At 59.0% G+C, this 24,693-nt stretch carries 20 protein-coding genes; 9 read left to right on the forward strand and 11 right to left on the reverse strand.

Annotated features, from left to right (window positions below; all coding sequences use genetic code 11):
- The coding region (locus QD336_RS23245; protein ID WP_499172322.1) for an AGE family epimerase/isomerase at positions 1-349 on the forward strand (349 nt) is incomplete at its 5' end.
- Positions 350-404: 55 nt separating this feature from the next.
- Here QD336_RS23245 and QD336_RS23250 read toward each other — a convergent pair.
- The 5 genes from QD336_RS23250 to QD336_RS23270 are packed head-to-tail and all read right to left on the reverse strand — an operon-like array spanning position 405 to position 5,840.
- Positions 405-1,367 (reverse strand): glycosyl hydrolase, encoded by a 963-nt coding sequence (locus QD336_RS23250; RefSeq protein ID WP_269342875.1) that lies wholly within the window; start codon positions 1,365-1,367, stop codon positions 405-407.
- Positions 1,368-1,380: 13 nt separating this feature from the next.
- Positions 1,381-1,884, reverse strand: coding sequence for a DUF995 domain-containing protein (locus tag QD336_RS23255; RefSeq protein ID WP_269342873.1), 504 nt, complete (start codon positions 1,882-1,884; stop codon positions 1,381-1,383).
- A 14-nt stretch (positions 1,885-1,898) separates the two neighbouring features.
- A complete protein-coding gene (locus QD336_RS23260) occupies positions 1,899-3,836 on the reverse strand; it encodes a glycosyltransferase family 2 protein (RefSeq protein WP_499172323.1) in 1,938 nt (645 codons plus the stop codon).
- Positions 3,833-4,816, reverse strand: coding sequence for a UDP-glucose 4-epimerase GalE (gene galE, locus QD336_RS23265; protein WP_269342870.1), 984 nt, complete (start codon positions 4,814-4,816; stop codon positions 3,833-3,835). The genes QD336_RS23260 and galE overlap by 4 nt, the downstream gene beginning before the upstream one ends.
- 1 nt (position 4,817) lies before the next feature.
- Positions 4,818-5,840 (reverse strand): UDP-glucuronic acid decarboxylase family protein, encoded by a 1,023-nt coding sequence (locus tag QD336_RS23270; RefSeq protein WP_269342869.1) that lies wholly within the window; start codon positions 5,838-5,840, stop codon positions 4,818-4,820.
- A 392-nt stretch (positions 5,841-6,232) separates the two neighbouring features.
- Between QD336_RS23270 and QD336_RS23275 the strand changes: the two genes are divergently transcribed.
- Positions 6,233-6,583 (forward strand): hypothetical protein, encoded by a 351-nt coding sequence (locus QD336_RS23275; protein ID WP_269342868.1) that lies wholly within the window; start codon positions 6,233-6,235, stop codon positions 6,581-6,583.
- A 59-nt stretch (positions 6,584-6,642) separates the two neighbouring features.
- Here QD336_RS23275 and QD336_RS23280 read toward each other — a convergent pair whose 3' ends face one another.
- Entirely contained in the window at positions 6,643-7,416 is a 774-nt protein-coding gene (locus QD336_RS23280) for a helix-turn-helix transcriptional regulator (protein WP_269342867.1), read from the reverse strand.
- 912 nt (positions 7,417-8,328) lie between these two features.
- Between QD336_RS23280 and QD336_RS23285 the strand changes: the two genes are divergently transcribed.
- The 5 genes from QD336_RS23285 to QD336_RS23305 all read left to right on the forward strand — a co-directional run bounded on the left by QD336_RS23285 (position 8,329) and on the right by QD336_RS23305 (position 15,702).
- Positions 8,329-9,288, forward strand: coding sequence for a fibrinogen-binding protein (locus QD336_RS23285; RefSeq protein ID WP_269342865.1), 960 nt, complete (start codon positions 8,329-8,331; stop codon positions 9,286-9,288).
- 153 nt (positions 9,289-9,441) lie between these two features.
- Positions 9,442-11,463 (forward strand): hypothetical protein, encoded by a 2,022-nt coding sequence (locus QD336_RS23290; RefSeq protein ID WP_499172324.1) that lies wholly within the window; start codon positions 9,442-9,444, stop codon positions 11,461-11,463.
- An 89-nt stretch (positions 11,464-11,552) separates the two neighbouring features.
- Positions 11,553-13,757, forward strand: a complete 2,205-nt coding sequence (locus tag QD336_RS23295; protein WP_499172325.1) for a type I secretion system permease/ATPase — start codon at positions 11,553-11,555, stop codon at positions 13,755-13,757.
- An 8-nt stretch (positions 13,758-13,765) separates the two neighbouring features.
- A complete protein-coding gene (locus QD336_RS23300; RefSeq protein WP_499172326.1) occupies positions 13,766-15,124 on the forward strand; it encodes an HlyD family type I secretion periplasmic adaptor subunit in 1,359 nt (452 codons plus the stop codon).
- 83 nt (positions 15,125-15,207) lie between these two features.
- On the forward strand, positions 15,208-15,702 hold the full coding sequence (locus QD336_RS23305) for a hypothetical protein (protein WP_269342856.1): 495 nt from the start codon (positions 15,208-15,210) through the stop codon (positions 15,700-15,702).
- Between the two features lie 41 nt (positions 15,703-15,743).
- On the opposite strand, the gene QD336_RS23310 is transcribed toward QD336_RS23305, so the two are convergent.
- From QD336_RS23310 to QD336_RS23325, 4 genes are all read right to left on the reverse strand, one after another.
- Positions 15,744-17,054: an O-antigen ligase family protein gene (locus QD336_RS23310; RefSeq protein ID WP_499172327.1), complete on the reverse strand. Its 1,311-nt coding sequence runs from the start codon at positions 17,052-17,054 to the stop codon at positions 15,744-15,746.
- Positions 17,055-17,061: 7 nt separating this feature from the next.
- Positions 17,062-18,318: a polysaccharide biosynthesis/export family protein gene (locus tag QD336_RS23315; protein ID WP_499172328.1), complete on the reverse strand. Its 1,257-nt coding sequence runs from the start codon at positions 18,316-18,318 to the stop codon at positions 17,062-17,064.
- Positions 18,319-18,512: 194 nt separating this feature from the next.
- Positions 18,513-19,193, reverse strand: coding sequence for a sugar transferase (locus QD336_RS23320; RefSeq protein WP_269342849.1), 681 nt, complete (start codon positions 19,191-19,193; stop codon positions 18,513-18,515).
- A gap of 619 nt (positions 19,194-19,812) precedes the next feature.
- On the reverse strand, positions 19,813-20,361 hold the full coding sequence (locus tag QD336_RS23325) for a cupin domain-containing protein (protein ID WP_003523802.1): 549 nt from the start codon (positions 20,359-20,361) through the stop codon (positions 19,813-19,815).
- A gap of 146 nt (positions 20,362-20,507) precedes the next feature.
- Between QD336_RS23325 and aptA the strand changes: the two genes are divergently transcribed.
- Positions 20,508-21,842, forward strand: a complete 1,335-nt coding sequence (aptA, locus tag QD336_RS23330; RefSeq protein ID WP_499172329.1) for an omega-aminotransferase AptA — start codon at positions 20,508-20,510, stop codon at positions 21,840-21,842.
- 146 nt (positions 21,843-21,988) lie between these two features.
- Positions 21,989-23,809 (forward strand): methyl-accepting chemotaxis protein, encoded by a 1,821-nt coding sequence (locus QD336_RS23335; protein ID WP_499172330.1) that lies wholly within the window; start codon positions 21,989-21,991, stop codon positions 23,807-23,809.
- A 98-nt stretch (positions 23,810-23,907) separates the two neighbouring features.
- Here the strand turns inward: QD336_RS23335 and QD336_RS23340 are convergent, their stop codons facing one another.
- Positions 23,908-24,693, reverse strand: coding sequence for a L,D-transpeptidase (locus QD336_RS23340; RefSeq protein WP_269342843.1), 786 nt, complete (start codon positions 24,691-24,693; stop codon positions 23,908-23,910).

The raw sequence follows: 24,693 nt of genomic DNA on the forward strand, positions 1-24,693 counted from the left end.
CGAAGGGCATGGCATCTGCCCGCGCCGCAAGGTGGCGGTGATGAGCCTCTTTGACGATTTTTCGGTGCATGACGGGCTGGCGCGGCTGTGGCCGCAGACGGAATGGCTGAAGGCGGCGGTGCGGCTGGCGAGCGTCACGAATGGCGAGGAGCGGCAGCGTTACCTCACCTCCGGCCTTAGGGCCATCGGCGCGCTGCAGCCTTTCCTCGACACGCCGGTCAAGGGTCTGTGGTTCGACAAATGGCCGGCCGACAGGCCGATGCTCGACGAGCCAGCACCGGCAAGCACATTCTACCACATCGTCTGCGCCATCTATGAGGCGGAGGCCGTGCTGGCGGCGGGTAACTGACCACGGGCCACCGGACGAGCGGCATGGCTGCCGCTCGTCCGGTTTTCGAAGTCAATCAGGCCTTGGCCGGACGTACGACGCGCCAGTCGGGTTTGCCGAGATTGTGCGGCCAGGCGTGAACGTCCTTGTCGTTGAAATAGACGACCTCTTCCAGTCTCGGAAAATCCGCCTGTTTCAACGTCACGTCGTTCATCCACGGACGAACATAGGAATCGCCGCCCTCATAGCCGAGTTCGGCAACCCAGATCGGCTTGTTGAAGGGTTCGACAAGTCCATAGCCCTTGCGCAGCAGATCGGAGAACTTTTGCGGTCCGCCATATTCGATCTTGTCATAATCCTCGAGACCGAAGACCGAGAGACCGACCAGATCGGCGTAGCTGTCGCCGGGATAATAGACCCGCAGGCCATCGAGACCTTTCGGAGACCACATTACCTTGACGCCGGGCACCGCCTTGCGGGTCATGTCCACCATGCGCTTGTAGGCCGTGATGTAGTCCTGAGGATTCCAGCCCGACCATGAGAAACGGCCGGACGTGTCTTCCATTTCCTGCCCCCAGCGCAGGATGAGCGGGCTCTTCATTGCCGACATGCGCGCGGCGATCGCCCGCATGTTTTCGTCGTAATCGCCCCTCAGCACCTTGCGGCGCAACTCGTCGGAGGTGAGCCGCCAGTTGACGTCCCACGACCAGGGTTCCACCGTAATCAGCACGTTGCGCTTGCGCTCCAGGGCATAGGCGTCCGCGAGCGCGAGGCTATCGAGATCCACGTCTTCCCAGGGCAGGAACAGATGTTCCGTTGCCACCCCGGCCTGGGCGGTGAAATCGCCGTGCGGATCGTAGGCGCCGAAGCGGATACCCTCCGCATGCAATGTCGGGCGTTTGTCGGCAAGCGTCTTCATGCCCGTCGACGTCATGGGGGCGACGCCCTGCGCGTCGAGCTTGAGCACCGGATACATACCGGCGGTAAAGGCTGCGGCGGCACCACTTGCGAACAGAAGTCTTCTTCTTGTTATCTGCATGACACCTTACTCCTTACCTTGTTGCCGTCATCGCCTTGTCGTAAGCGGCGATCTGCGGCGTTACATCGTCCTTGCGGACGAGCTTGAGGAATTCATCGCCAGCGCGTGGCGGGTTGTGTCGGAACACATACCAGGGCCCGCCCTGCTTGCGCTGGTAGAGCACCTTGCCGATGCGGCCATGGTCGAAGCAGGTATCGGCCTTGCCGTTACCGGCTGCGCTTTTCCAGGTGGCGCGCATGCACAAGGTGCCGTTGGCATCCACAGTCCAACGGCCTTCACCGATGGATTTCTGGCCCTTTTCTTCCGTTGCGGCGACGAATTTACGGCCGTCGGCAATGAAGCGTCCGCCGCCCGTATCCCATTTCCAGGTCTTGTCGAAGTACATGTCCACGACTTCGCTGGTTCTGAGCGGTTTCGGCGTCTTCGTGCCGCCTGCAGCATGGACGGCGCTTGGCGCAACCACTGCAAGACAGAGTACGAAAGCGGAGAATCCGCATTTGCTTATTGTTGTTTTCATCACAGCCTCCTCCTTCATTGTCCGACCCTATTGTCGGCCAGCATGATTTCTCCAGTTGCCACCGCCGGCGGCGGAACAACGATGGGTTCCGCCTGCATTTCCTGTTGTCCGGGCAGTCCCGGCAGGGCGATGCGCAGTTTCAGCCGTACCGATCTTGCGCCTTCCACGCCCGCACCGGCGACCGTGAAGCGTGTTTCGGTAAAACTGACATAGGGTTGCCCGTGCGACAGGGCTTCCAGCCCGCCAATCGCATGGGAGCTGAGCTGCGCCGCACCTGCACCCACCAGCAGCAGGGAACAGGCGGCGGCGGTTGCTCCACCACGCAATGCCGGCAACCTTGGCACGCCGTTTTCCATCGCATGGCGGATGAGCAGAAACACCGAAAGGCCCGCATAGATCGCCACATTGATGGCGGCGAAGACGAAGAACCCTTCCGCGCCGTTTTCCCGCGGCGCCAGAACCATGGCGAGAAGGCTGAGCGCCGCCAAAGCCATGTAAGGTGCAACGACCCGCAGCGGCAGCGGCGGTTTTGCCTGCGTGCCCTTGGGCGTAATGCGGAAATCGACGAAATCGCCACGGATCGTGTCGCGTATCGCCGCCAGCACGCCCATCAGCGACCAGGGCCAGCGCAGGAACAGAAACACCATGGCTTCCCAGCCAAAGAGCTTGGCATCATGCGGGCGGAACGCGCCCGTGGCCCGCCAGAAGAATGCGAACACGATCATGATCAGCGAAATCGGCATGAAATGCGCCAGAAACACCGGATAGGATGCATTGACGAGGACATGACCGCTTATGAGCGCGATGGCGGGAAGCACGAACATCAGTGCCATGAAGCCGGAAAACAGCGGATACCAGAGCTGCGAAAACAGGAACTGGAACTTCAGCAGCGGCGGCAGCTTCGGCACGTAATGCCGTGAATATTGCAGCAGAATGGTCATCAGGCTGCGCGACCACTGAAACTCCTGCACGATGAGATCGGCAAAGGTCACCGGCCCGTCGCCATGCGCAATGGCATTGGCCGCATGGACACCGCGCCAGCCGCCGGCATTCATCAACAGCGTGGTGGAATGGTCCTCGGCAAGCTCCGGCCCAAGACCGCCCACTTCCCGCAGGGCTTTCGTGCGCACGGCGTAATGCGAGCCGATGCAGAGCGGCGCCCAGCCATTATTATAGCCCAGCTGCAGCGCGCCATGCAGGCTTGCCTCGGCATAAAGCCTGCCGCGCGCGGCCCAGCTTTCACCGGCATTGGCATCGCAGATGCTTGGGGCCGAGACATAGCCCACCTTCGGATCGGTAAAGGGACGCATGATCTCGCGCAGATAATCCGGTTCCGGCACATGATCGGCATCGAACTGGGCGACGAAATCATAACGCTCGTAACCGTAATGATCGTAGAAATAGGCGAGATTGCCTTCCTTGCAGCGTGTGCGCCGCGGCCAGGTCTTGCGGTGATATTCCGCGACGCCCTGCCGGGTGGAAACAAAAACGCCGTGCGCGCCGCACCATTTCAGCGTTTGCTCATCCGGAGCCTCATCCGCCAACCAGACATCGAATTCCAGACCGTCCTGTTCCAGCATGGCCAGCAGCGTCTTGCGCACCACGGCGAAGGGTTCTGATGGCGCCTTGGTGACGACCATCGCCACCCGGCCCTTCGGCAGAGGCGACTGCGGATCGACTACCTTCGCATTCAGGAAGATGAAGATGAAATAGGACGGCAGAAGCGTGATCCACGCCAAGGTTATCGTGACGACGGTGTAATAGGGCCAGTCGATGACGCGATCGCGATCGAGCCACCAGATCCAGAAATAGGCGAGCGTCACCAGCCAGCCGCCGATGCCGAGACGATAGGCCATGCGGTTCCAGCCGGTGAAAACCGGTTGCATACGCAGATCGTCGGTGATTACAACCGCGCGGGCCGATGGAACGGAATGGGTGGAACGGGCTTTCATGACCGCACCTCCAGTCCAAAGCCGGGACCGGCCGTGCGGATGATCGTGTCTATATCCGAACGCTTCGGAATAAAGCCGAGCGTCTCTTCCGCCCGCCTTATATCGGCAAAAAGGGCGGGCGGATCGCCGGCGCGCCTTGCACCGAAATGCACCGGCACCTCCTGCCCCGTTACCCGGTGGATCGCCCGGAGGATATCGCCGACCGACGTGCCGTGGCCGGAACCGAGATTGACGCGCAGCGTCTCCCCGCCTTCGGCAAGATAGTTGACGGCAGCCACATGGGCATCGGCGAGATCGCTGACATGGATGTAGTCGCGAATGCAGGTGCCGTCGCTGGTGTCGTAATCCGCTCCGAAGACATCGAGTTGCGGCAGCCGTGCTGCGGCGGCCATCAGCGCGCGCGGGATCAGATGGGTTTCAGGCTCGTGCCGCTCGCAAAGTTCGCCGTCCGGATCGGCGCCGGCGGCATTGAAATAACGCAGCGCCACGAAACGCAGGCCATAGGCAGCGGCATAATCATCAAGCGCCATTTCGAAGATGAGCTTGGTGCGCCCGTAAGGATTGACCGGCATCTGCGCCGTTTCCTCGCGGATCGGTAATTGCGGCGGCACGCCGTAGGTGGCGCAGCTGGAGGAAAATACCAGCCCGCCGATATTCTGGTCGAGACAGGCATCCAGCAACGCCAGGCTGCCGCCGACATTGTTGCGGTAATATTTGCGCGGATCCTCAACGGATTCGCCGACATAGGCGTTGGCGGCGCAATGGATGACGAAGGCCGGCGAAAATTCCTTCAGCGTGGCCCCCAGGAGGCCACGATCGAGAATGTCGCCCTCGATAAAGGGCCCCCAGCGGACGGAATCCGCATGACCGGTCGAGAGATTGTCGTAAGCAATGGGCTTGAAACCGGATTGCGCCAGCGCCTTGCAGATGTGGCTGCCTATGAATCCGGCCCCGCCCGTGACGAGGATTGTGCGGGGCATCTCATACGGCCTCCACCACATTCCTGCCGGCCAGCAGCGCATCGAAATAGACGATGGTTTTTTCCAAGCCGATTTCGAGTGGTACGCGCGGCTGCCATCTCAGCAGCTCCTTTGCCCGTGAAATATCGGGGCGACGCTGCTGCGGATCGTCGATAGCCGCCGGCAGGTGCACGATGCGCGACCGGGAACCCGTCATGCGGATGACGATATCGGCGAGCTGCCGCACCGGAATTTCTGTCGGGTTGCCGAGATTGATCGGTCCGGTGCAATCTTTCGGCTTGGCCGAAAACCGCAGGAAGCCGTCGATCAGGTCGTCGACATAGCAGAAGGAGCGGGTCTGGCTGCCATCGCCATAAATGGTGATGTCGGTGCCTTTCAGCGCCTGGACGATGAAGTTCGAAACCACGCGCCCGTCATCGGGACGCATACGCGGCCCATAGGTGTTGAAAATGCGTCCCACCTTGATATCGACGTCGTGGCAGCGGTGATAATCGAAGAACAGCGTTTCGGCGCTACGTTTGCCCTCATCGTAACAAGCTCGCGGCCCGATTGTATTTACATTGCCCAGATAGGTTTCCGGCTGCGGATTGACGTTCGGATCGCCATAGACTTCCGATGTCGAGGATTGCACTACCGTCGCCCCGCATCTGCGGGCCACTTCCAGCACGTTGACCGCACCCAACACATTGGTCAGCAACGTGCCGACGGGATCGCGCTGATAATCGGGCGGCGAAGCCGGCGAGGCGAAGTTGAAGATCAGCGAGACATCGATGTCATAGGGCTTGCGCACGTCGTGCTCGACCAGCAGAAACCGCTTATTGTCCCGCAAATGCGCCACATTCGCCGTACGTCCGGTCGAAAGGTCGTCGAGACAGATAACCTCGTGACCGCTGCTCAGCAGGCGCTCGCAAAGATGCGAACCCAGAAAACCGGCACCGCCGTTGACGAGAACGCGTTGACCAGGTCTCCATTCGGAGTAGATGGTGACGCCGTTGTCGTGCTCGTTGGGAACGAAATTACGCATTACACACTCCTCCCCATGAGGAATCAGCATGGCTGATTCAACTAAACTGGATCAAACTTCCGATTGTGCGATATCTTGAATATCATCCTCCGGTTTTTACTTCTTCTGGAGGTTTAATATTTCAGTTCGATAAATTTCAACTTTCATGATAGGCGTAGCAGAAGGCAGGTCAACTTCATTTTATCAAAATATTACAATTGATTACCCAAAATTACTCAAAATAGCCTCTTGATTTAATACTTTTTAACTATGCCACCATTATGCCTTTCTTATTGAGCATTAGCGCAAGCTTCGCTCAACCAGTCGGGACTATCCTGGTTTTGTAAGGCTCGGTCCACCGGGACAAAACCGCCCGGCGAGATGCGACAGACAGTCGATTTCAGGGGACACACATGACGAATGAAATGCCTTATTCCCGCGGCGGCAAAACAGCCCGCCATTGTCGTCTCGCGCTCGTTGCCGGCGCGCTTTTGACTTTCACTTTCGCGACGGCTTCATGCTCCGTGGTCGAAGACGCCGTTCTCATCAAGACCGCGTCGGCAAACACGACGACGATCAAGAACCGGGTTGCTCCGGCGAAGACGTCCTACGGTTATCAAAAAACGGGCAACGCGGCCGTTACGCTTGTTGCCGATGCCTCGGGTACGCCCGCTGTATCGCGGCAGTCCTATTCCGGCTCTTCTCCCTATATCTGCTCACCGAGCGGATTCGGGCAGAAATCCCGCTGCTTCCTGAGGCCCTGAGCCTCCGGCAGAGACACCGGAGGGAACTGGCGTCCGGACGGCTCTTGCCGCCCTGACGCTCAGTTCTTCCAGCCGCCGGAGAAGGTCGCGTCTTCATCCTTGTGGAAGAAGCGCGAAGCCGCCTCCGTGCGGTTGCGCACGTTCATTTTCTTATAGATGTTGCGAACGTGAACCTTGACGGTGTTCTCGGACAGATGCAGCCGATCAGCGATGATCTTGTTTTGCGTTCCCTTGCACAGCAGGTCGAGGATTTGTACCTCGCGCGTCGTCAGCGTCGCTGCCTCACCCCGGCCTGCGGCCAGGGCATCGGCACGGTTGGCGATCACGGCATTGTTTTGAACGCTCTTGCCGTTGACCGACGGTGAATAGGGCGTGAGCTTGCCGAGAAGAGCGGCGGGAAAATGTTCTCCGCCCTTCATAAGCAGATCCACGGCCGCCATGAAGACATCGAGCCTGAGGTTGAGCGGCAGCACGCCATCGATGACACGCATGCCCACCAGCCGCTTCAGCGGCTCCTCGAATTTATCGATGGTTTCGACGACGAGCGCGATCGGCGCATCGGGATGTTTTTCCCGAACCTCCGAAAGAACGGTGTGAAGTCGCTCGCCCGACATCCGGTAAGGCAACACCAGGCGGACATTATTACCGTAATCATCGTCGATCTCGGCCGACGATGTTATGTTGACCACCGCGAATGTTGGGAACTTTTTGCCCAGCGCCTCCATGAGGCACTCGGAAAACAGGTCCGGATCCGCAATGACCAATAAAGTTCCATTTATAGGAGCAACGGTGTTTTTTTGTTTTGCTGTATAATCTGACGTTCCCATGAACATTGACGCCTCCCTAAAGCGCTTACGCATTACTTTCTTTTGGTTGTGCAGTCTTTCGTCCGCCGGGTATCTTTCCCCTCAATACGTGGGGGAAATTCCCCGTCTCAGGCCATGTCAATTATCATTAATCACCCGTTAATTCAGGAAAGCTAATACGAAAAGCTGTGTAAATAAATGGCCCAAACGGGTTATTTTTTACAATTGACATACAAAATAGGTTACGACGGGATAGAATCATTCATCCGGTAAGCGCTGCAAAAACAAAGACATCGGAAAAGGTTTCGCTATGGTTTTGCAATCCGGGAAAATATAACTTTTAGTTGATATCTCTTTACATAGCTCGCCGGCGAACCAGGCTTGAAGCTGTTCCTTTTCGGGATAGAGACCCTTTCCGGCCGAAATAAACCATGTTTTTCAAAAAACAGCTTTTTCCTGCCCAAGCGAGCTTCATTTACGGCCAAACGGGATGAAAAAGACCGCGGGACGGCCCCCGCAGCACATATATTTGGACGAAAACGCCGATAGGTTTAGCCCGAATTGATATCTAGGAAGCGCAATTTTTCTGCGGCACAGTCTGACCGTCGCTGAACGGCGGCCGATGGAAAGATATCTCCGGCCTTGACGTGTGTTTGAAAAACGCCGGTCCCTTTTCAAGAAAACATGCAAGCGAAAAGACGAAGCCACCGCGCTCCCCCGTTGGAGCGAGGAACGGATTTGTGCGCCTTTTTTACCGAGTAGCGCACAAGGGCTGAACGAAAAGAGCCCGATCACGGGCCAATACCGAACCGCAGATGATGCGTACCGAGTGCATCTGCAAACATCAATCTTCATGCTATCCGGGGCAAGCGCGAAAAAATCCCGTTTGAGATGAGAGGGATTTCGAAAGCTGCTCCGAGCTTTTTCGGAGGAAATGAAATGGGTTATGATCCAAAGTCATCCGGCGACGAGATCACCAAGATCGGCGCGCTTTCCGATGGTTTCGCCAACACGTCGACCAATGACGCCAAGGTGGAAGACAGCAACGTCGGCACCGCGAATGGTGAAAACCGCAACAACGACAACAGCGACAACAGCACCAATGTGGATGTTGACGCCAAGATCGATGTTGAGGCCAATAACGGCGACAATCGCGACAACGACTATGACTGGAGCTATGACAGCAAGTCCTATAGCGACAACGACACGACCACCAAGACCAGCACCGAAACCAACACCGATATCAAGGTCGATTACGACTGGAGCTATGAAAGCAAGTCGTACAGCGACAACGACACCAATGTGAAAACAATCACGGATACGGACACAAAGACGTCCAACTATTCCGACAACGACACCTCCACCAAGACCACGACGACCTCCGACAGCTTCAACTCCGCGGACAGTTTCTACAAGTCAGATGACGACTTCGGCAACATCACGGGCGTCAAGGATGTCGGCAATCTCGGCATCGCCGGCGGAGACCTCACCTTCAATCTGGGTGACGACTTCTCCTTCACTCTCGATGTCGACAATATCCTCAACGGCTCGCTCAACGGCGACGGCAACGACACCGGCTTCAGCATGGTGCAGGCCAACCACCTGGCGGATCAGGATGAGGCCTATGACATCAAGATGCAGAACGGTGGCGCTGAAAACCACCTGAGCGCCAATGCAGGCGACGCCTTTGGCGCCGAAGGCATCGACGGCAAGGGTTGGGACCTCAAGGCCGGCGACGATGCAGCAGGCACCAGCACTGCGGATGCATCGGCAATCCTGGCAAACTCCGGCTTCCATCTGGAACTGGTGCAGGGCGCCAACATGCTCTCCAACGCAGTTGATGTCACGATCACAGGCGGTAACTCGCATGTGTCTGATGTCGGTGAGGATCACTCCTGATACCCACCTCTTGACGAAAAGAGCTGCACCGGCACCCGCCGGTGCAGTTCGCGGTTGAAGGACCGGGTCTGCGTAAAAACGAAGCGCCGCCTCTGAGACGTGCGCCGTCCGCAGCCTCCAGGCTCTGCCGCGATGATCAGGGAGGGACCTCCGATGCATATCGACAAGATTTCGGACATGATCGCGCATTTCATCGGCCTGTTCGACACGGTGATCGAGGAAGCGCGTCTGAGAACCAATTATACCGAAGGCCCGGCGCAATCCGATCCGGACCGTCTGCCGGACGATGAAGCGGCAAAGCTGCTCGACAAGAACTACGACGTTCCGCTCGAGGACTACGACCCCGGTGTCAAATACCACGCCGGCTATTATGATTTCGACTATATCCGGCCGCATTTCGCCCGCGCTGTCGAATACGACATGCAGCAGCTTGCAAATGCCATCCCGGTCGATATTTCCGCAGCCCATTTCCGTTTTCCCGGCCGTCTTTCCTTCGAGGAGGAATATGAACTGGTGGTTCACCCCGGTCCCGGTTCGGTCATCGCCCATGTCGCGCAGGTCAACATTCTCCAGGACGACGACTATCTGAACATGACGGACGGCCCCTATGCGGGCCGCGATACGAGCTTCGTCACCGAACGCACCGTCGAGTTCTACAATGAAGCGGCCGTCTTCACGCCCTTTGCCGTTTTCCAGCGCACCGACAGTTACGACGCCCTGCAGGCGCTCGCCAAATCCGCGCATGACTATATCGACCATGCCCGCGAAAACGACGTGACGTCGCTTGGCACCGGTGCGGATCAGGATTTCGTTCTGGCCGGCAACGACATTGACGGGCTTTACATCAACGGCTCGATAGCCAGCGAAAAACCGATACTCGACGACTACATGCCCGATCGCGGTATCGCCAAGCCGGCGGAAGAGCCGGAAAAGAGCGATGTTTCGCTGCATGAGGACAGCCCGGCCGGCAATAGCCTCGATGTCGCCGCAGGCGCCAATGTCGTCGCCAACATCGCCACGCTGGTCAATACCGGTGTCATGACCTCGGTTACCGCCGTCATGGGCGATTATCACCAGATCGACGCGATCACCCAGGCCTATATTTATAGCGACCGGGACGAGATCGACTCCGTTTTCACACGGTCCGAGGACCAGGCGGCAACGGCAGCCTTCAATATCGCCAGCTTCGAGCGCAGCGTCTATCCGGGCGCAGAAAACACGGAGAACAGCAGCCAGGAAAACGGTGAGCCGCCGATATTCCCCACCGGCTGGCGCGTCAGCGTGCTGGAAGGCGACGTTTCCTTCGTGCACTGGATCGAGCAATACCAGTTCGTCAGCGACAACGACACGATGACGATCACCACCTCGGGAGCGACCGTCAGCCTGCTGACGGGCGGCAATGCCGCGCTCAACATTGCGAGTTTCCTTGGCATCGGCATGCAATATGATCTGATCATCATCGGCGGCAATGTGCTGGACATGAACATCATCAGCCAGATCGCCGTGCTTTACGACAATGACTGGGTGCGCGCCAATCCCGATGCGCCGGAAGGCGCCACCATCCAGTCCGGCAACAACCTGTTGTGGAACGATGCCGCCATTCACAATGTCGGCGGCAACGACCGTTTCGAAACCATGCCGGACTACATGACGCAGACGGTGAACGCGATCAACGAGCGCGATCCCAACATGCCGGATGCGCTTGCCCATGACGTCAATTTCGCCGGTTATGAGGGGCTGAACGTCCTCTATATCACCGGCAATCTTTACGATGTCAGCATCATCAAGCAGGTGAGTGTGCTGGGCGATTCCGACGACGTAACACAGGCCGCCGCCAAGGTTCTGGAAAACAACGAGGACGCCACCGTCCATATCGATACCGGCAGCAACGCCGTCGTCAACCTGGCGCAGATCGTCGATTACGACAGCTTCGGCACCACCACCTATGTCGCCGGCGGCGTTTATTCCGACGCCATCCTGATCCAGGGCGGCATTATCGAAAACGACACGTCGCAACCGGCGCAGCAAGGCCAATTGGCGAATGAGGTCATCGCCTTTCTTCACGACGATCCCGCCACCATCGAGAACGAATCCGATGGCGTCATCAATGCCGGTCACGACCTGTCATGGTCGAACGCCCATTCATCCGACGTCATGCAGGCGGTCACCGCATAGGTTTTGGCGAGCGGGGAAAACCACAAGAACGCGCCCCGCCGCAACCAAAACGGCAAACACCGCAAGATCACCGAGGGGACCGATATAAAATGGATCATATTTCAAGAAAGACCATTGCCGATGGACGCTCGCTGGATTTGCCGCTGGATCAGGACGCGGAAGACAGCAAGCTGACGGATGCCTGTATTTCAGCCATCAATGAAGCCGTCGAAAACCTGCGCCAATTATCCGGCGCCGAACAGACGGCAAAAGCAGAAATACCCTCCTCCATGCCCGCACCGATCATGCCTGCACCGCCGCAGCCCACGCTGCAGGCTTCCCCCGAGGCCACCCCGCAATTGCGCAGCGCACCGCAGGAAAGGCCGGCCCCGCCGGAACCGAAAGCCAAGATCGACAATGCGGAGCTGAAAGCCACACCCGATCTGCCCTTCGCCAAGACCATCGACAATAATGACGGGCCGATCCGTGAAAATGAACGCCGGCCCGTGACGGGCGGCGGCGGCAACGGCAGGGAACCGTCAGACAATGGCGGCGGTGGCGGCGGCGGTGGTGGGAACCAGAGCGGCTTCCACAAGCGCAGCGAACCGATCAACTTCGCCGCCAGCCTCGCCAAGGGCATCGCGGCCGTGCGGCGCAACATGGTGGTGGTGATGCTGTTCACCGTCGCCATCAACATCCTGCTGCTCGCCATACCGCTTTATCTGTTCCAGATATCGGACCGGGTGCTGACCAGCCGCTCGATGGATACGCTGGTGATGCTGACGGTCGCGGTTCTTGGCGCGGTCCTGCTGCAGGCCTTCATGGACGCCATCCGCCGCTTCATCCTGATGCGCACCGCGGTCGAACTTGAGGTGCAGCTCGGCGCACCGATCCTTTCCGCCGCCGCCCGCGCCTCCCTGCATGGCAGTGGCAAGGACTACCAGACCTTGCAGGATTTGCAGCAATTGCGCTCCTTCCTCACCTCCGGCACGCTAATTGCCTTTCTCGATGCGCCGCTGATGCCGCTTTTCATCGTGGTGGTTTATCTTGTCCATCCGCATCTCGGCATCATCATCATGGTATGCTGTGTCGTGCTGTTCACCATTGCCTGGCTGAACCAGCGCTTCACCGCACGGCAGTTCTCCGAAGCTTCCGGTTATCTCAGCCGCGCCAATTTCCATCTCGATTCCATGTCGCGCAATTCGCAGATCATCAATGCGCTCGCCATGATCCCGGAAGCGGTGAAGATGTGGGGCCGCGAAACCGCAGGGTCGCTGAAATCGCATGTCGCGGCGCAGGATCGCAACATCATGTTTTCCGGCGTCTCCAAGGCGGCGCGCATGATAACCCAGGTGGCCTTGCTCGGCTGGGGCGCGCATCTGTCGCTTTCCGGCGAGTTGACCGGTGGCATGGTCATCGCCGCCTCCATCATTTCCGGTCGCGCGCTCGCCCCCATCGAAGGTGCGATTGAAGGCTGGCACCAGTTCAACAAATCCGCCGCCGCCTATGGCCGCATCAAGCAGCTTCTCATCAATTCGCCGCTCAACTTCCCCCGCCTGCGCCTGCCCAATCCGGAAGGGCGTCTCGATGTGGAGCGTATCCTCTTCGTGCCGCCGCCGCAGAAGAAGGTGATCTTGAACGGCATCTCCTTTTCGCTGAAAAAGGGGGAATCGCTCGCCATCATCGGCAATTCCGGTTCCGGCAAGACGACGCTCGGCAAGATGCTGGTCGGTTCCATCCTGCCCACCTCAGGCAATGTCCGTCTCGACCTCATGGATCTGCGCAACTGGGACCAGCGGCAGTTCGGTGAAAGCATCGGTTACCTGCCACAGGACGTGCAGCTTTTCCCCGGCACCATCAAGGCCAATATCTGCCGCATGCGCGACGATGTCGAAGACCGGCAGATTTACGAGGCTGCCGTACTGGCCGACGTGCATGAGCTGATCGCCGGTTTTCCGCAGGGGTATGAAACCGTGGTCGCCGCCGACGGCGCGCCGCTTTCCGGCGGCCAGAAACAGCGTATCGCGCTAGCCCGCGCCTTTTTCGGCGATCCCAAATTCGTGGTGCTGGACGAGCCCAATTCCAATCTGGATACACACGGCGAACAGGCGCTGGCCAAGGCGCTGTTGCACGCCAAGAAACAGGGCATCACCACCGTCACCATCACCCAGCGCCCCGCCCTTTTGCAGTGCGTCGACAAGATCATGGTGCTGAAGGACGGATCCGTCGCCATGTTCGGCGAAAGGCTGGAGGTGCTGAAAGCACTTTCCGGCAATGGCCGCCCGGCCAACCAGTCGCCACAGATCGAGGGTTGAGGTTCGTCATGTTCAAGAAGAAAAACGCCATTGCCGAAATCAAACCCCAGGGCCAGCTGGAATGGTACAGCGAGGTGCCGCGCTCCATTCGTCTGCATAGCTCGATCGGTCTTGCCGTGCTGCTCGCCTCCTTCGGCGGTTTCGGATATTGGGCGGGCACCGCACCGCTCTCTTCCGCCATCATCGCCCAGGGCAGCTTCGTCGCCACCGGCAACAACAAGGTCGTGCAGCATCTGGAAGGCGGCATCATCAAGGAAATGATGGTGAGCGAAGGCGACACGGTCAAGGTGGGCGACGTTCTCCTGACGCTCGACAAGACGACGGCGCTTGCCAATGAACGCATGCTGCAGCTGAGACGGCTTCGCCTCGAAACCATCGTCACCCGCCTGCGGGCCGAAGCCCAGGGTGCAAAAAGCTTCAAGGTGCCTGACATCGTCATGAAGGAGGCCGGCGACCCGGACATCAACGCCATCATCCAGAGCCAGAACATCGTGTTCCACAGCAAGCTCGTCAAGCTGGAAGAACAGCTGAACCTGATCGACAAGAACATCAGGTCGCTGGAGTTCCGCTATAATGGCTATGACGGGCAAAAGCAGTCCTTCGACCGCCAGCTGGCGCTTCTGACACAGGAGCGCGATTCCAAGGAACGGCTCGCCAAGGACGGCGTCATCCGCAAGACGGACATGCTGGCACTGGAACGCGCCATTGCCGACGCGATGGGCGACATCGCCCGCCTGAGCGGCGAAATGAACCAGAGCGAGGCGGAAATCGCCAAGTTCCGGCAGGAAGCGATCATCGCCGTTAACGCCAACAAACAGGCCGCGCTCGATGCGCTGGAAACCGCCGAGTCCGATCTCGACAGCGTGCGCGAACAGGTACGCGGTGCAGCCGAAGTGCTGGAACGCACCGTCATCCGTTCCCCCGTCAACGGCACGGTGGTGCGCGCCTATTACCACACGCCGGGCGGCGTCATCACGACAGGCAAGCCGATCATGGAAATCCTGCCGGCCCATGTGCCGCTGATTCTGGAAGCGCAGGTGCTCAGAACCTCCATCGACCAGCTACATGAGGGCCAGACCGCCGCGATCCGCCTCTCCGCGCTCAACCGCCGCACTACGCCGGTTCTGAACGGCAAGGTCTTTTACGTTTCGGCCGACAGCATCGAGGAAAATGCCGGGCTTCAGGTCAAGGATGTCTACATCGTGCGCGTGCAGATCCCCGACGAGGAAATCGCCAAGGTGCATAATTTCCACCCCGTGCCCGGCATGCCGGCCGATGTGCTGATCCAGACCTCGGAGCGCACTTTCTTCGAATATCTGACCAAACCGATTTCCGACAGCATGTCGCGCGCCTTCAAGGAAAGATGAAGAAATAACAGTGACGTACCCTGTCATTCCCGCGCTGGTCGGCATATAATATCACTATATTTCGTCGGGGCGGGAGAAGCGGCATGGCGGCGATGTCGGATGTATTGCTGCTGGTCGGCAGGCTGAATTACGTGTGGACCAACACCGAAAGCCTGATGATCTATCTGATCGTCCATCTCCTGAAAGTGGAGAAGGAAGCGGCCATCGTCGTGTTCCTGACGCTCAACACCACGCGGGCGCGCATGGATCTGATCGAGCGCCTGGCGAAGCTTCCTTCCACCGATGCGAAGGACCGCAAGACCATCCTCTCCATCATGGCGCGGCTGAAGAAGGAAGCCAGGACGCGCAACAAATACAATCACTGCATCTATTCCTTCGATGAAAAAGGCGAAATCGCCAGTACGCAACTGATGCGGCTGGTGGAGGATGACAGCCAGGTGCGTTACGGCAAGGTCGAACGCATGGACGAGAAGGAAATCGAGCACCTTGAAAAATCGATCGCCGATATCGTCGCGGTCAGCAAGGACATATGGAGCTTCATCCACGCCAGCCCACATGTATCGGCGGATTACCTATAGGATAAGCAACGGAAGCACCCTCGCCTCCGCCGCCCGGCCTTTCAGCCCAATGATTTGGGCTGGCTGGCTTCCAGCTCAAGGCCGGAACGGCGGTGGGAGAACCCGTCACGAACCCCGGATAGCCCCATGCCGCCCTGCACATATCTGGCCGGAAGGCACAGTTTCCCGGCCGCGAAATAAAGCAGGAACGAGCCGATCTGGTAGGGGAAGATGATGTCGATCTCCACGAAGGAGCGCACCACGAACAGCGCACAGATCGCAAACAGGATGACGCCCTGCGGATCGCTCCTTCGCATCAGAACCGAGCGCAGATGCCCGAGCAGCGTTCCGTAAAGCACCATGGCAAGCAGGAGCATGCCAACGAAGCCGTTTTCCACCACGGTTTCGATATAGGTGTTGTGGAAATGGAAGCCCGTGCGGCCGGTAATGAAGAAATCGTTCCACAGGCGTTCGGCATCGGCAAAACCGGCGACCCAGAACCCCTGATAACCGACGCCGAGGATGGGCGTCTGTTTTGCCGCCTCGATGCCCTGCTGCCAGAGATAGGTGCGGCCGGTCAACGTCGAATCCTTGCCGAAAATGCCGAGAATGGCATCGAGCAGGCCGAATTGCAGGGAGGCGACGGCCAGCAATGCGCCGAGACCGCCGAGCGCGAAAAACATCATCTTGCGGTTTGCCGGCGACAGCATGCCGATGGGAATGAAACCGATGATAAGGGCCACCACCGCCGCCGTGGTGATGGCGGATGTTGCCGATTGCGACGCCACAAGACTATAGGCCGACAACAGCCCGGTGACGCCGGCGACCGGTAGCCAGATGCCCCTTTGCTTGAGGATCAGCACCGAGGCGGCGGCAAAAATGACGCCGAGCGAGGCGTAGAAGCCGAGCTGGTTCTTCGATGAAAAAGCACCGACGAAACTATAGGTGCCGTCCAGCGCATCGAAAAGATAGATGCCAAACAGCAGCGAATAGAGCAGAACGAGGATAATGCCGATCAGCGCGCCGCGCGTCAGCGTGCGGATGGAGATGACCCGCATGGCGATCAGCGCGCAGACGATATGCGTCAGATACTGGATCGACGCGCGCATCGTCACCGAGACCGCTTCCGACCAGAAACTCGACAGCACGGTCAAAATGCCGAAGGCGAATATCCAGAGATAACGCGGATAATTGCCGAGCACGCGCCGATAGTCGACCACCACCAGCGGCAGCCACATGCCATAATAGGCCAGAACCGAGATCTGCCCGAAACGCGACGAATAGGCGAAAACGAAGAATGACAGCGCAATCGCCGCCATTCCGTAAATCTCGTTGCGTTCGGGATCGATCAGCGCCGATTTGGCGATCCGCATTGAAACCTCACTGCATCAGGATTTCAGACGAGACCTTGATGACGTCGCCGGGCTGGAGCATGGCGTTTTCGTCCACCTTCAGCTCTTTCGGTTTGCCGTTTTCCTCACGCACCACGACATAACTGATCGTGGCGGATTTGCCCGCGGGATCAAAACGGATCGCTTCGGCCGATTGCGCCAGCGCTTCCGACATCAATTCGCGGCTGGTGGTCAGCTGCAGATTGAGCTTGTCGAGTTCCGCTTCAGTGTCCTGCAATTCCTTGGAACGCTGTGCCACCCAATCGTTGCGCAGGTTGATCTCGTCCTGCGTCGCCTTGTTGATATCCTGCTTGGCGCGCAGCGACTGCGTGTCGATATCGAGCAGGTTGGATTCCACCTCGGCCGCACGTTCTTCCGCGGAAATACGCCGCTGCGACAGCGCAAGCCCCTGCTCGTTCAGCCGGTTGACGCGGTCGCGATCCTCATTGGCAAGCTGGAGCTGACGGTTCTGCGTTTCGGATTTCTTTTTCAGGGATTCGACTTCGCTCTGCAAAAGCGCATGCAGGTCGGTCAGCGCCTTGAGCTGCAGGGTGTAACGCTCGGTGCGCGATTTCATCAGTGCACTTTCGCTGGCCAGCAGCACGTCGATCTCGGCAATCTTTTCCATTTCGGGCGTCTTGGCGATGGCCGTGTCACCCTTGACCTCGGCGATCAGCCGCGCCTGGCGGGCAAGCAGCCTTGCCCGCTGGTTGTCGTAAACGGCGGCATCGCCACGCGCATTGATGAAGTCGCGGGCAAAACGCTGCCCGGCATCCGAGCGACGCAGGCCACCGGCAAGGCTGACGGCTTTCAGTACGGTGAGATTGGCGGCATAGGGATATTCACCCGGCGTCTGCACATCGCCGCTCAGGAAGATCGGCCGGAACTGGGCGATCTCGACGGAAGCCGAAGGCAGGTTGCGAAGGGCGAACTTGCTCTGAAGCTGGGCTCCGATCGCCTCCCCAACCTCGGCGGGCGTCTTGCCGGCAACATCGAGCTGGCCGATGAAAGGCAGGGACAGCGCGCCCGAGGGGCCGACGGAATAATCACCGTTGATCACATCCCAGTTGCGAATGCTGCCATCGGCCGGCTGCCACTCGGCAACGCGGATACGCAGCTTGTCGGCAGTGCCGAGCTTATATTGGGAGCCTTCCGCCGCCATTGCGGACAAAGGCGCGGCAAGGGCAACGGAAGCGGCAAGAACGAGGGCCACAAACGGGCGGCGGGCGGCAAAAAGGCCGTTCATCGGGAAACTCCCTGTTAGCTGACCGCCGCACAGGCGGTCAGGCCGTAGCGCAACCGGACAAGGCCGGTCGCACAGCGCCGCAAATAGCGGCCGGTATGATTAGCACCAATGACGCACCCGAAGACCGGACTTGGGATCCCGGTCGGGGTGCGTGTCGAAACGAAGATCGATAAAGCCGAACTCAATATCGGTTTTCAGTAGCTTCCGCGTGAAAGGCACACGGCGGGAATGGTCTTGACGATGATGAAAACATCCTGCCGCATCGACCAGTTCTGCACATATTGGGTGTCGAAAGCCACGCGGGTCTTGTAGGATACGTCGTTGCGGCCGCTGATCTGCCACAGGCCGGTCAGGCCAGGGCGGGTGCTGAGATAATAAGCGGCAGCGCTTTCATAATAGCTCAGCTCCTCGTCGACGACAGGGCGCGGACCAACCACGCTCATTTCGCCGCGGATGATGTTGAGAAGCTGCGGCAGTTCGTCGAGGGAGAGCTTGCGCAGCACGGCGCCGACGGCCGTGACACGAGGATCGTTCTTGAGCTTGCGGGTCGCGCGCCATTCCTCGGCGGCTTCCGGATTGGCGGCAAGATACTGCCGCAAAATCTCATCGCCATTCATCGCCATCGTCCTGAATTTCAGGCAATGGAAATAACGGCCATTATGTCCCACACGCCGGTGACCATAAAAGATCGGACCGGGATCGGAAAGTTTCACCAGCACGGCGATCAACAGGAATATCGGGCTGAAGATGAGCAGCGCAAGCGCAGCAGACGTCATATCGAAGCTACGTTTTGCGATGCCCCCGATAGGGAAGCTGACATCGAAATCTTCGGAGCTGCTGAGTGTCTGTTCAGCCGATTGGGTCGCGGACTTCATAGAGAGAACTCCATTTATGTTTTGCGATTGGTCGGTGCCCGGAGGCGCGTCTTTCCGTCTAAAAGAGATAACAAGTCTGTGTTCGGAATTTGATGCTAATGGATTTTTTGTAAGGCACATTGCCCATAACCGTCTATGCGATTTCTTGCGCCAGCGGCCGATCAACGCCGGGGCAATATTAACGGTTGCATAAAAAAGCAACAAATGCGCCGGTGGCCATGTGTTGAGAGCATGGGTGTCGCCGCCGCATGTATTGGGTTTTGCAGCGTCGACAGTCTTTTCTTATGTGTTTCTTATGACTTGAGGAGATGAGACAGGAACGCCAAGAAGAGTCGTGCCAATGGCAGACTATTAAAGTTTTTTGCGTCGCAGCAAGATTGTGGCAATGCATATAAAATTTGACATATTGGCCGGGATTTTTTTACCCGCCATTATCGCTGCGCCAATAAAAAGCGATGGAAAAATCGCAAGGAAGGCGCAAACACGGCCAAATAGTGGCGTGACAGTGCGTTTTGCTCATGGCAGCTACGCAAAAATGGTAGAGCTGGCGGTCGAATTTTCGCTTCCCACCCCATCCGGTCCATTTTCCGAGCGGCAGAAAGCGCTAAATCCGCAGGAATCAGAAGGTTGGCGGGGTGCAGGCGCTGATGACCTCGCAGGGCACGGGACCGACACAGCGGAAGCGGTGCGGCCTGCGGCTTTCGAAATAATAGGCATCCCCCGGGCCGAGCACCCGCCTCTCCTCATCCACCGTCACTTCCAGACGCCCGGAGAGGATGATGCCACCCTCCTCGCCATCGTGAACCAGTGGCACCTTGCCGGTGTCGGCGCCCGGCTGGTAACATTCCTTCAGGATCTGCAGGCTGCGGCCGAAAACATTTTCGCCCACTTGCCGGAAGGAGATCGGCCCCTTGCCGATTTCAACCAGCTCGTCTGCCCGGTAAAAGGCCTTGCGGCTGGTTTCCGGCTCGAAGGCGAAAAACTCGGCAAGGCCGATCGGTATGCCGTCGAGAATGCGCTTCAGCGCGCCGACGGACGGGTTGGAGGTGTTGCTCTCGATCAGTGAAATGGTCGAATTGGTAACACCGGCACGTCTTGCCAGTTCCCGCTGGGAAATATTGTGGCGCAGCCGCAAATGCCGCAAACGCCCGCCTATATCCACCGACATACCCGAGCCCCCGTTGCCCTTGTTCGAAATATCGAAAATCTGCCTTCACACCTATAGCATTTTCAATGGCTTGGCCACAGAGAGAAAAGGGCTTGTTCAGTCGATAAAATAGCTTTCAATCACCTTCAACGAACAGGAGACCCGTTATGGACAACCCCAGCCGATCCAATTCCACCTCGCTCGACAGCTACTGGATGCCCTTTACCGCCAACCGGCAGTTCAAGGCCAATCCCCGCCTGCTGGCGAGCGCCGAGGGCATGTATTACACCAGCACCGATGGCCGCCAGGTACTCGACGGCACGGCAGGCCTGTGGTGTGTCAATGCCGGCCACGGTCGCCAGCAGATCGCCTCTGCCGTCAAGCATCAGCTGTCGACCATGGATTACGCCCCCTCCTTCCAGATGGGCCATCCCGTCGCGTTTGAATTTGCCGAACGTCTGGCGGAAATCGCCCCCGGCCCGGAAGGCGGCAAGCTCGACCGCGTGTTCTACACCGGCTCGGGTTCGGAATCGGTCGATACGGCGCTGAAGATCGCCATCGCCTATCAGCGCGCCATCGGCCAGGGCACCCGCAGCCGCCTGATCGGTCGCGAGCGCGGTTATCACGGCGTCGGTTTCGGCGGCATCTCCGTCGGCGGCCTCGTTAACAATCGTCGCGTCTTCCCGCAGATCCCCGCCGATCACCTGCGCCATACCCATGACCTTGCCAGGAACAGCTTCGTGAAGGGCCAGCCTGAGCACGGTGCGGAACTTGCCGACGATCTGGAACGTCTGGTCGCCCTGCATGGCGCGGAAACCATCGCCGCCTGTATCGTGGAACCCGTGGCCGGCTCCACCGGCGTGCTGGTGCCGCCGAAGGGTTATCTGGAGCGCCTGCGCGCGATCTGCGACAAACACGGCATCCTGCTGATCTTCGATGAGGTCATTACCGGTTTCGGCCGCATGGGCTCTTCCTTCGCCAGCAACTATTTCGGTGTTACGCCGGATATCGTTACCACCGCCAAGGGCCTGACCAACGGCGCAATCCCCATGGGCGCGGTCTTCACCAGCCGCAAGGTACATGACGCATTGATGCATGGGCCGGAAAACCAGATCGAGCTGTTCCACGGCTACACCTATTCCGGCCATCCGGTCGCCTGCGCCGCCGGCATTGCGACCCTCGATATCTACCGCGATGAAGGCCTCTTCACCCGCGCCGCGGAATTGCAGGATGTCTGGCACGACGCCATCCACTCCCTGAAGGGCCTGCCCAATGTCATCGACATCCGCACCATCGGCTTCATCGCCGGCATCGAGTTGCAGTCGCGCGACGGTGCCGCCGGCGCTCGCGCCTATGATGTCTTCGTGGATTGTTTCGAGCGCGGCCTGCTCATCCGCGTCACCGGCGATATCATCGCCCTTTCACCGCCGCTGATCGCCGAAAAATCCCATTTCGACGATATTGTTTCGATCCTCGGCGAGGCGCTCAAGCGCACGCACTGAAAAGTATAAACTGCTAATAAAGAAAAGGCTGTAATGCAAATTGCAGCCTTTTTTTGCTTTTATCAAGCCAGAAGCGAAAATAGATCATTTATTAAGCATGTTCTATTATTTTCCCGAAGTATAAATTACAACGCGGGAACGCTCCGATGGCATCGATTCAGAAAAAGATAATATTGGCAAGCATTGCAATCTTTTCCATCACCGGCAGCGCCGCCGGCGTCGGCATATGGGCGACGGAGAAGCTCAACCGAAACAGCGAATATGTGGCGCTTTCAGCCGATGTGCTTCGCAACCACATGCAGGCGGACATGATGCATGACGCGCTGCGGTCCGACGTGCTGGCCGCCATTCTTTCGGCTGATGCCAGGATGGGTCTCGATCTCAAGGCCGTTAAGGCCGACCTTGCCGAACACGAGGCGAGTTTCCGTGAGATGATCGAGGCAAACAGGTCCCTGTCGGCCGGCACCAACGTCAAAACCGTCATAGACGGTGTCGAAAAGCCGCTTCTCGCCTATATGGATGCGGCCAATGCGGTGGTCGGCCTTGCCGGCTCCAGCCCGGAAGCGGCCATCAAGCTGATGCCGGAATTCATGCGGCAATTCTCCGCGCTTGAAAAAGCGATGGAAACGGCGGGCGACCAGATTCAGGCGCTCTCCGACGCCGCATCGGCTGAAAGCGAAAAGACCAAGGCGGCGATTAACCTCACCTTGAAGGGGCTTCTGGTTCTCGCAGCACTTTTCTCCGCCGGGCTTTTCCTCCTCACCCGCAAATCGATTATCCGTCCCATCCTGCAATTGTCGAAGAATATGGAAGCGCTGGCGGGCGGTGATACGTCACAGCTGCCCTCCGGCATCGACCGCAAGGACGAAATTGGCTCCATGTCCGGCGCGGTCGAGATTTTCCGGCAGGCGGCCATCGCCAACAGGGCGCTCGAAGAACAGGCAGCAGCGGCCCGCCGGCAGGCGGAAGTCGATCAGGAAGCAACCCGACGGCACGCAGAAGAGGAGGCCTCCGAAAGGCTGCGCATCGCAACCTCCGGTCTCGCGGCCGGCCTCAAGCGGCTCGCATCCGGCGATCTGGCCTTCCAGCTTGATGATGCCTTCGCTCCGCAATTCGAGGCCCTTCGCCACGATTTCAACAGCTCGGTCCGGCAACTGGGCGAAACGCTCTTCGCCATTTCCAGCGGTATCGGGACGATCGACGGCAGCAGCCAGGACATCGCAGCCGGCGCGGGCGATCTTTCCCGCCGCACGGAAAATCAGGCTGCTTCCCTTGAGCAGACCGCGGCCGCGCTCGATGAAATCACCGTCAACGTATCGAATGCCAACAAGCGCGCCGCCGAAGCGCGGCTCGCCGCCACCGACGCCAACCAGAGCGCCCTGAAATCGGTGGAAGTGGTGAGCCATGCCGAAGAAGCGATGCGCCGCATCGAGGCCTCATCGCGGCAGATCACCGGCATCATCGGCGTCATCGACGAAATCGCCTTCCAGACCAATCTTCTGGCGCTGAATGCCGGGGTGGAGGCCGCCCGCGCCGGCGAGACCGGCAAGGGCTTTGCCGTGGTGGCGCAGGAAGTGCGCGATCTCGCCCAGCGCTCTGCAAAAGCCGCAAGCGAAATCCGTGACCATATCCGCCAGTCATCCGCAGAAGTGGAAAGCGGCGTGCAACTGGTTCTCGATACCGGCACCGCACTGAAGGATATCGGCGAACGCATCGCCGGCATCGACCGCCATATGAACGCCATCGCGACATCGGCCACCGAACAATCGACCGGTTTGGCCGAAATCAACGCAGCGGTGAATTCCATGGATCACGCCACCCAGCAGAATGCGGCCATGGTGCAACAATCCATCGCCGCTTCGACAACGCTTGCCGCGGAAACCGCAAAGCTGCGCGCACTGGTGTCACGCTTCCGGCTGGATATGGAAATTGCCGGCGGCCGGGAAGAGGCGCGCCGGGTTGCATGATGGCAATGGCGAAGGAAGATAATATCTCCTCACCTCATGCCGGGCCCTGAGCCGGCATCACCCACGGGCGCAGCTGCCCGCGGGTGAAGCTTTTACGATCAATAAGCCTGTGCCGGTTGCGACAGGCCGTCGCCGATGACGCCATTGCCATATTGCGCCACGGGCACGCCTTCCTGGCCGATCGGCACGCCCTGCTGCGCCGGGCCGAGCGCCGTCACCACGATCGGCGTCCTATCCGGCACGCGATTATAAAGGTCGATGATATCCTGGTTCAGCAGGCGCACGCAGCCGGACGAGACCGACTTGCCGATGGTCCACCATTCCGGCGAGCCATGCAGGCGGTAGATCGTGTCCTTGCCGTCCTTGAAGATATAGAGCGCGCGCGCACCGAGCGGGTTCTTGAGGCCCGGCTCCATGCCACCATTGCGGCTGCTATAGGGCTCCAGTTCCGGCTGACGGGCGATCATCTCGTCGGGCGGCGTCCAGCGCGGCCATTGCCGCTTGTACTGGATGACGCCACGACCGGCCCATTCGAAACCGGCACGGCCGAGACCGACGCCATAACGCATGGCCTGACCGTCTTCATAGGTGAGATAAAGGAAATGATTGGCGGTATCGACGACGATCACGCCGGGACGCTCGCCGGTCGGGTTCGCCACCATCTGCCGCAGGAACTGGCGCGGAATGCGCTTATAGGGAATTTCCGGCAGCGGAAACTGCTCGTCCGGCTTGGGGCCGTACATCAGGGCATACATCGGGTCATCGGCGGGCGGTGCGGGCCTCGTGGCCTCACGCGCCGTTGTGTTGCAGCCCGCAAGGCCGGCAAGCGCCAGTCCACCTGCTCCAAGCAGGAAACCCCGCCGGGTCGTCATCGTCTCGTTCAA

Origin of the sequence: Rhizobium sp. BR 250 (assembly GCF_047445855.1) — a bacterium.
In the GTDB taxonomy this organism is placed as follows: Bacteria; Pseudomonadota; Alphaproteobacteria; order Rhizobiales; family Rhizobiaceae; genus Agrobacterium; species Agrobacterium tumefaciens_I.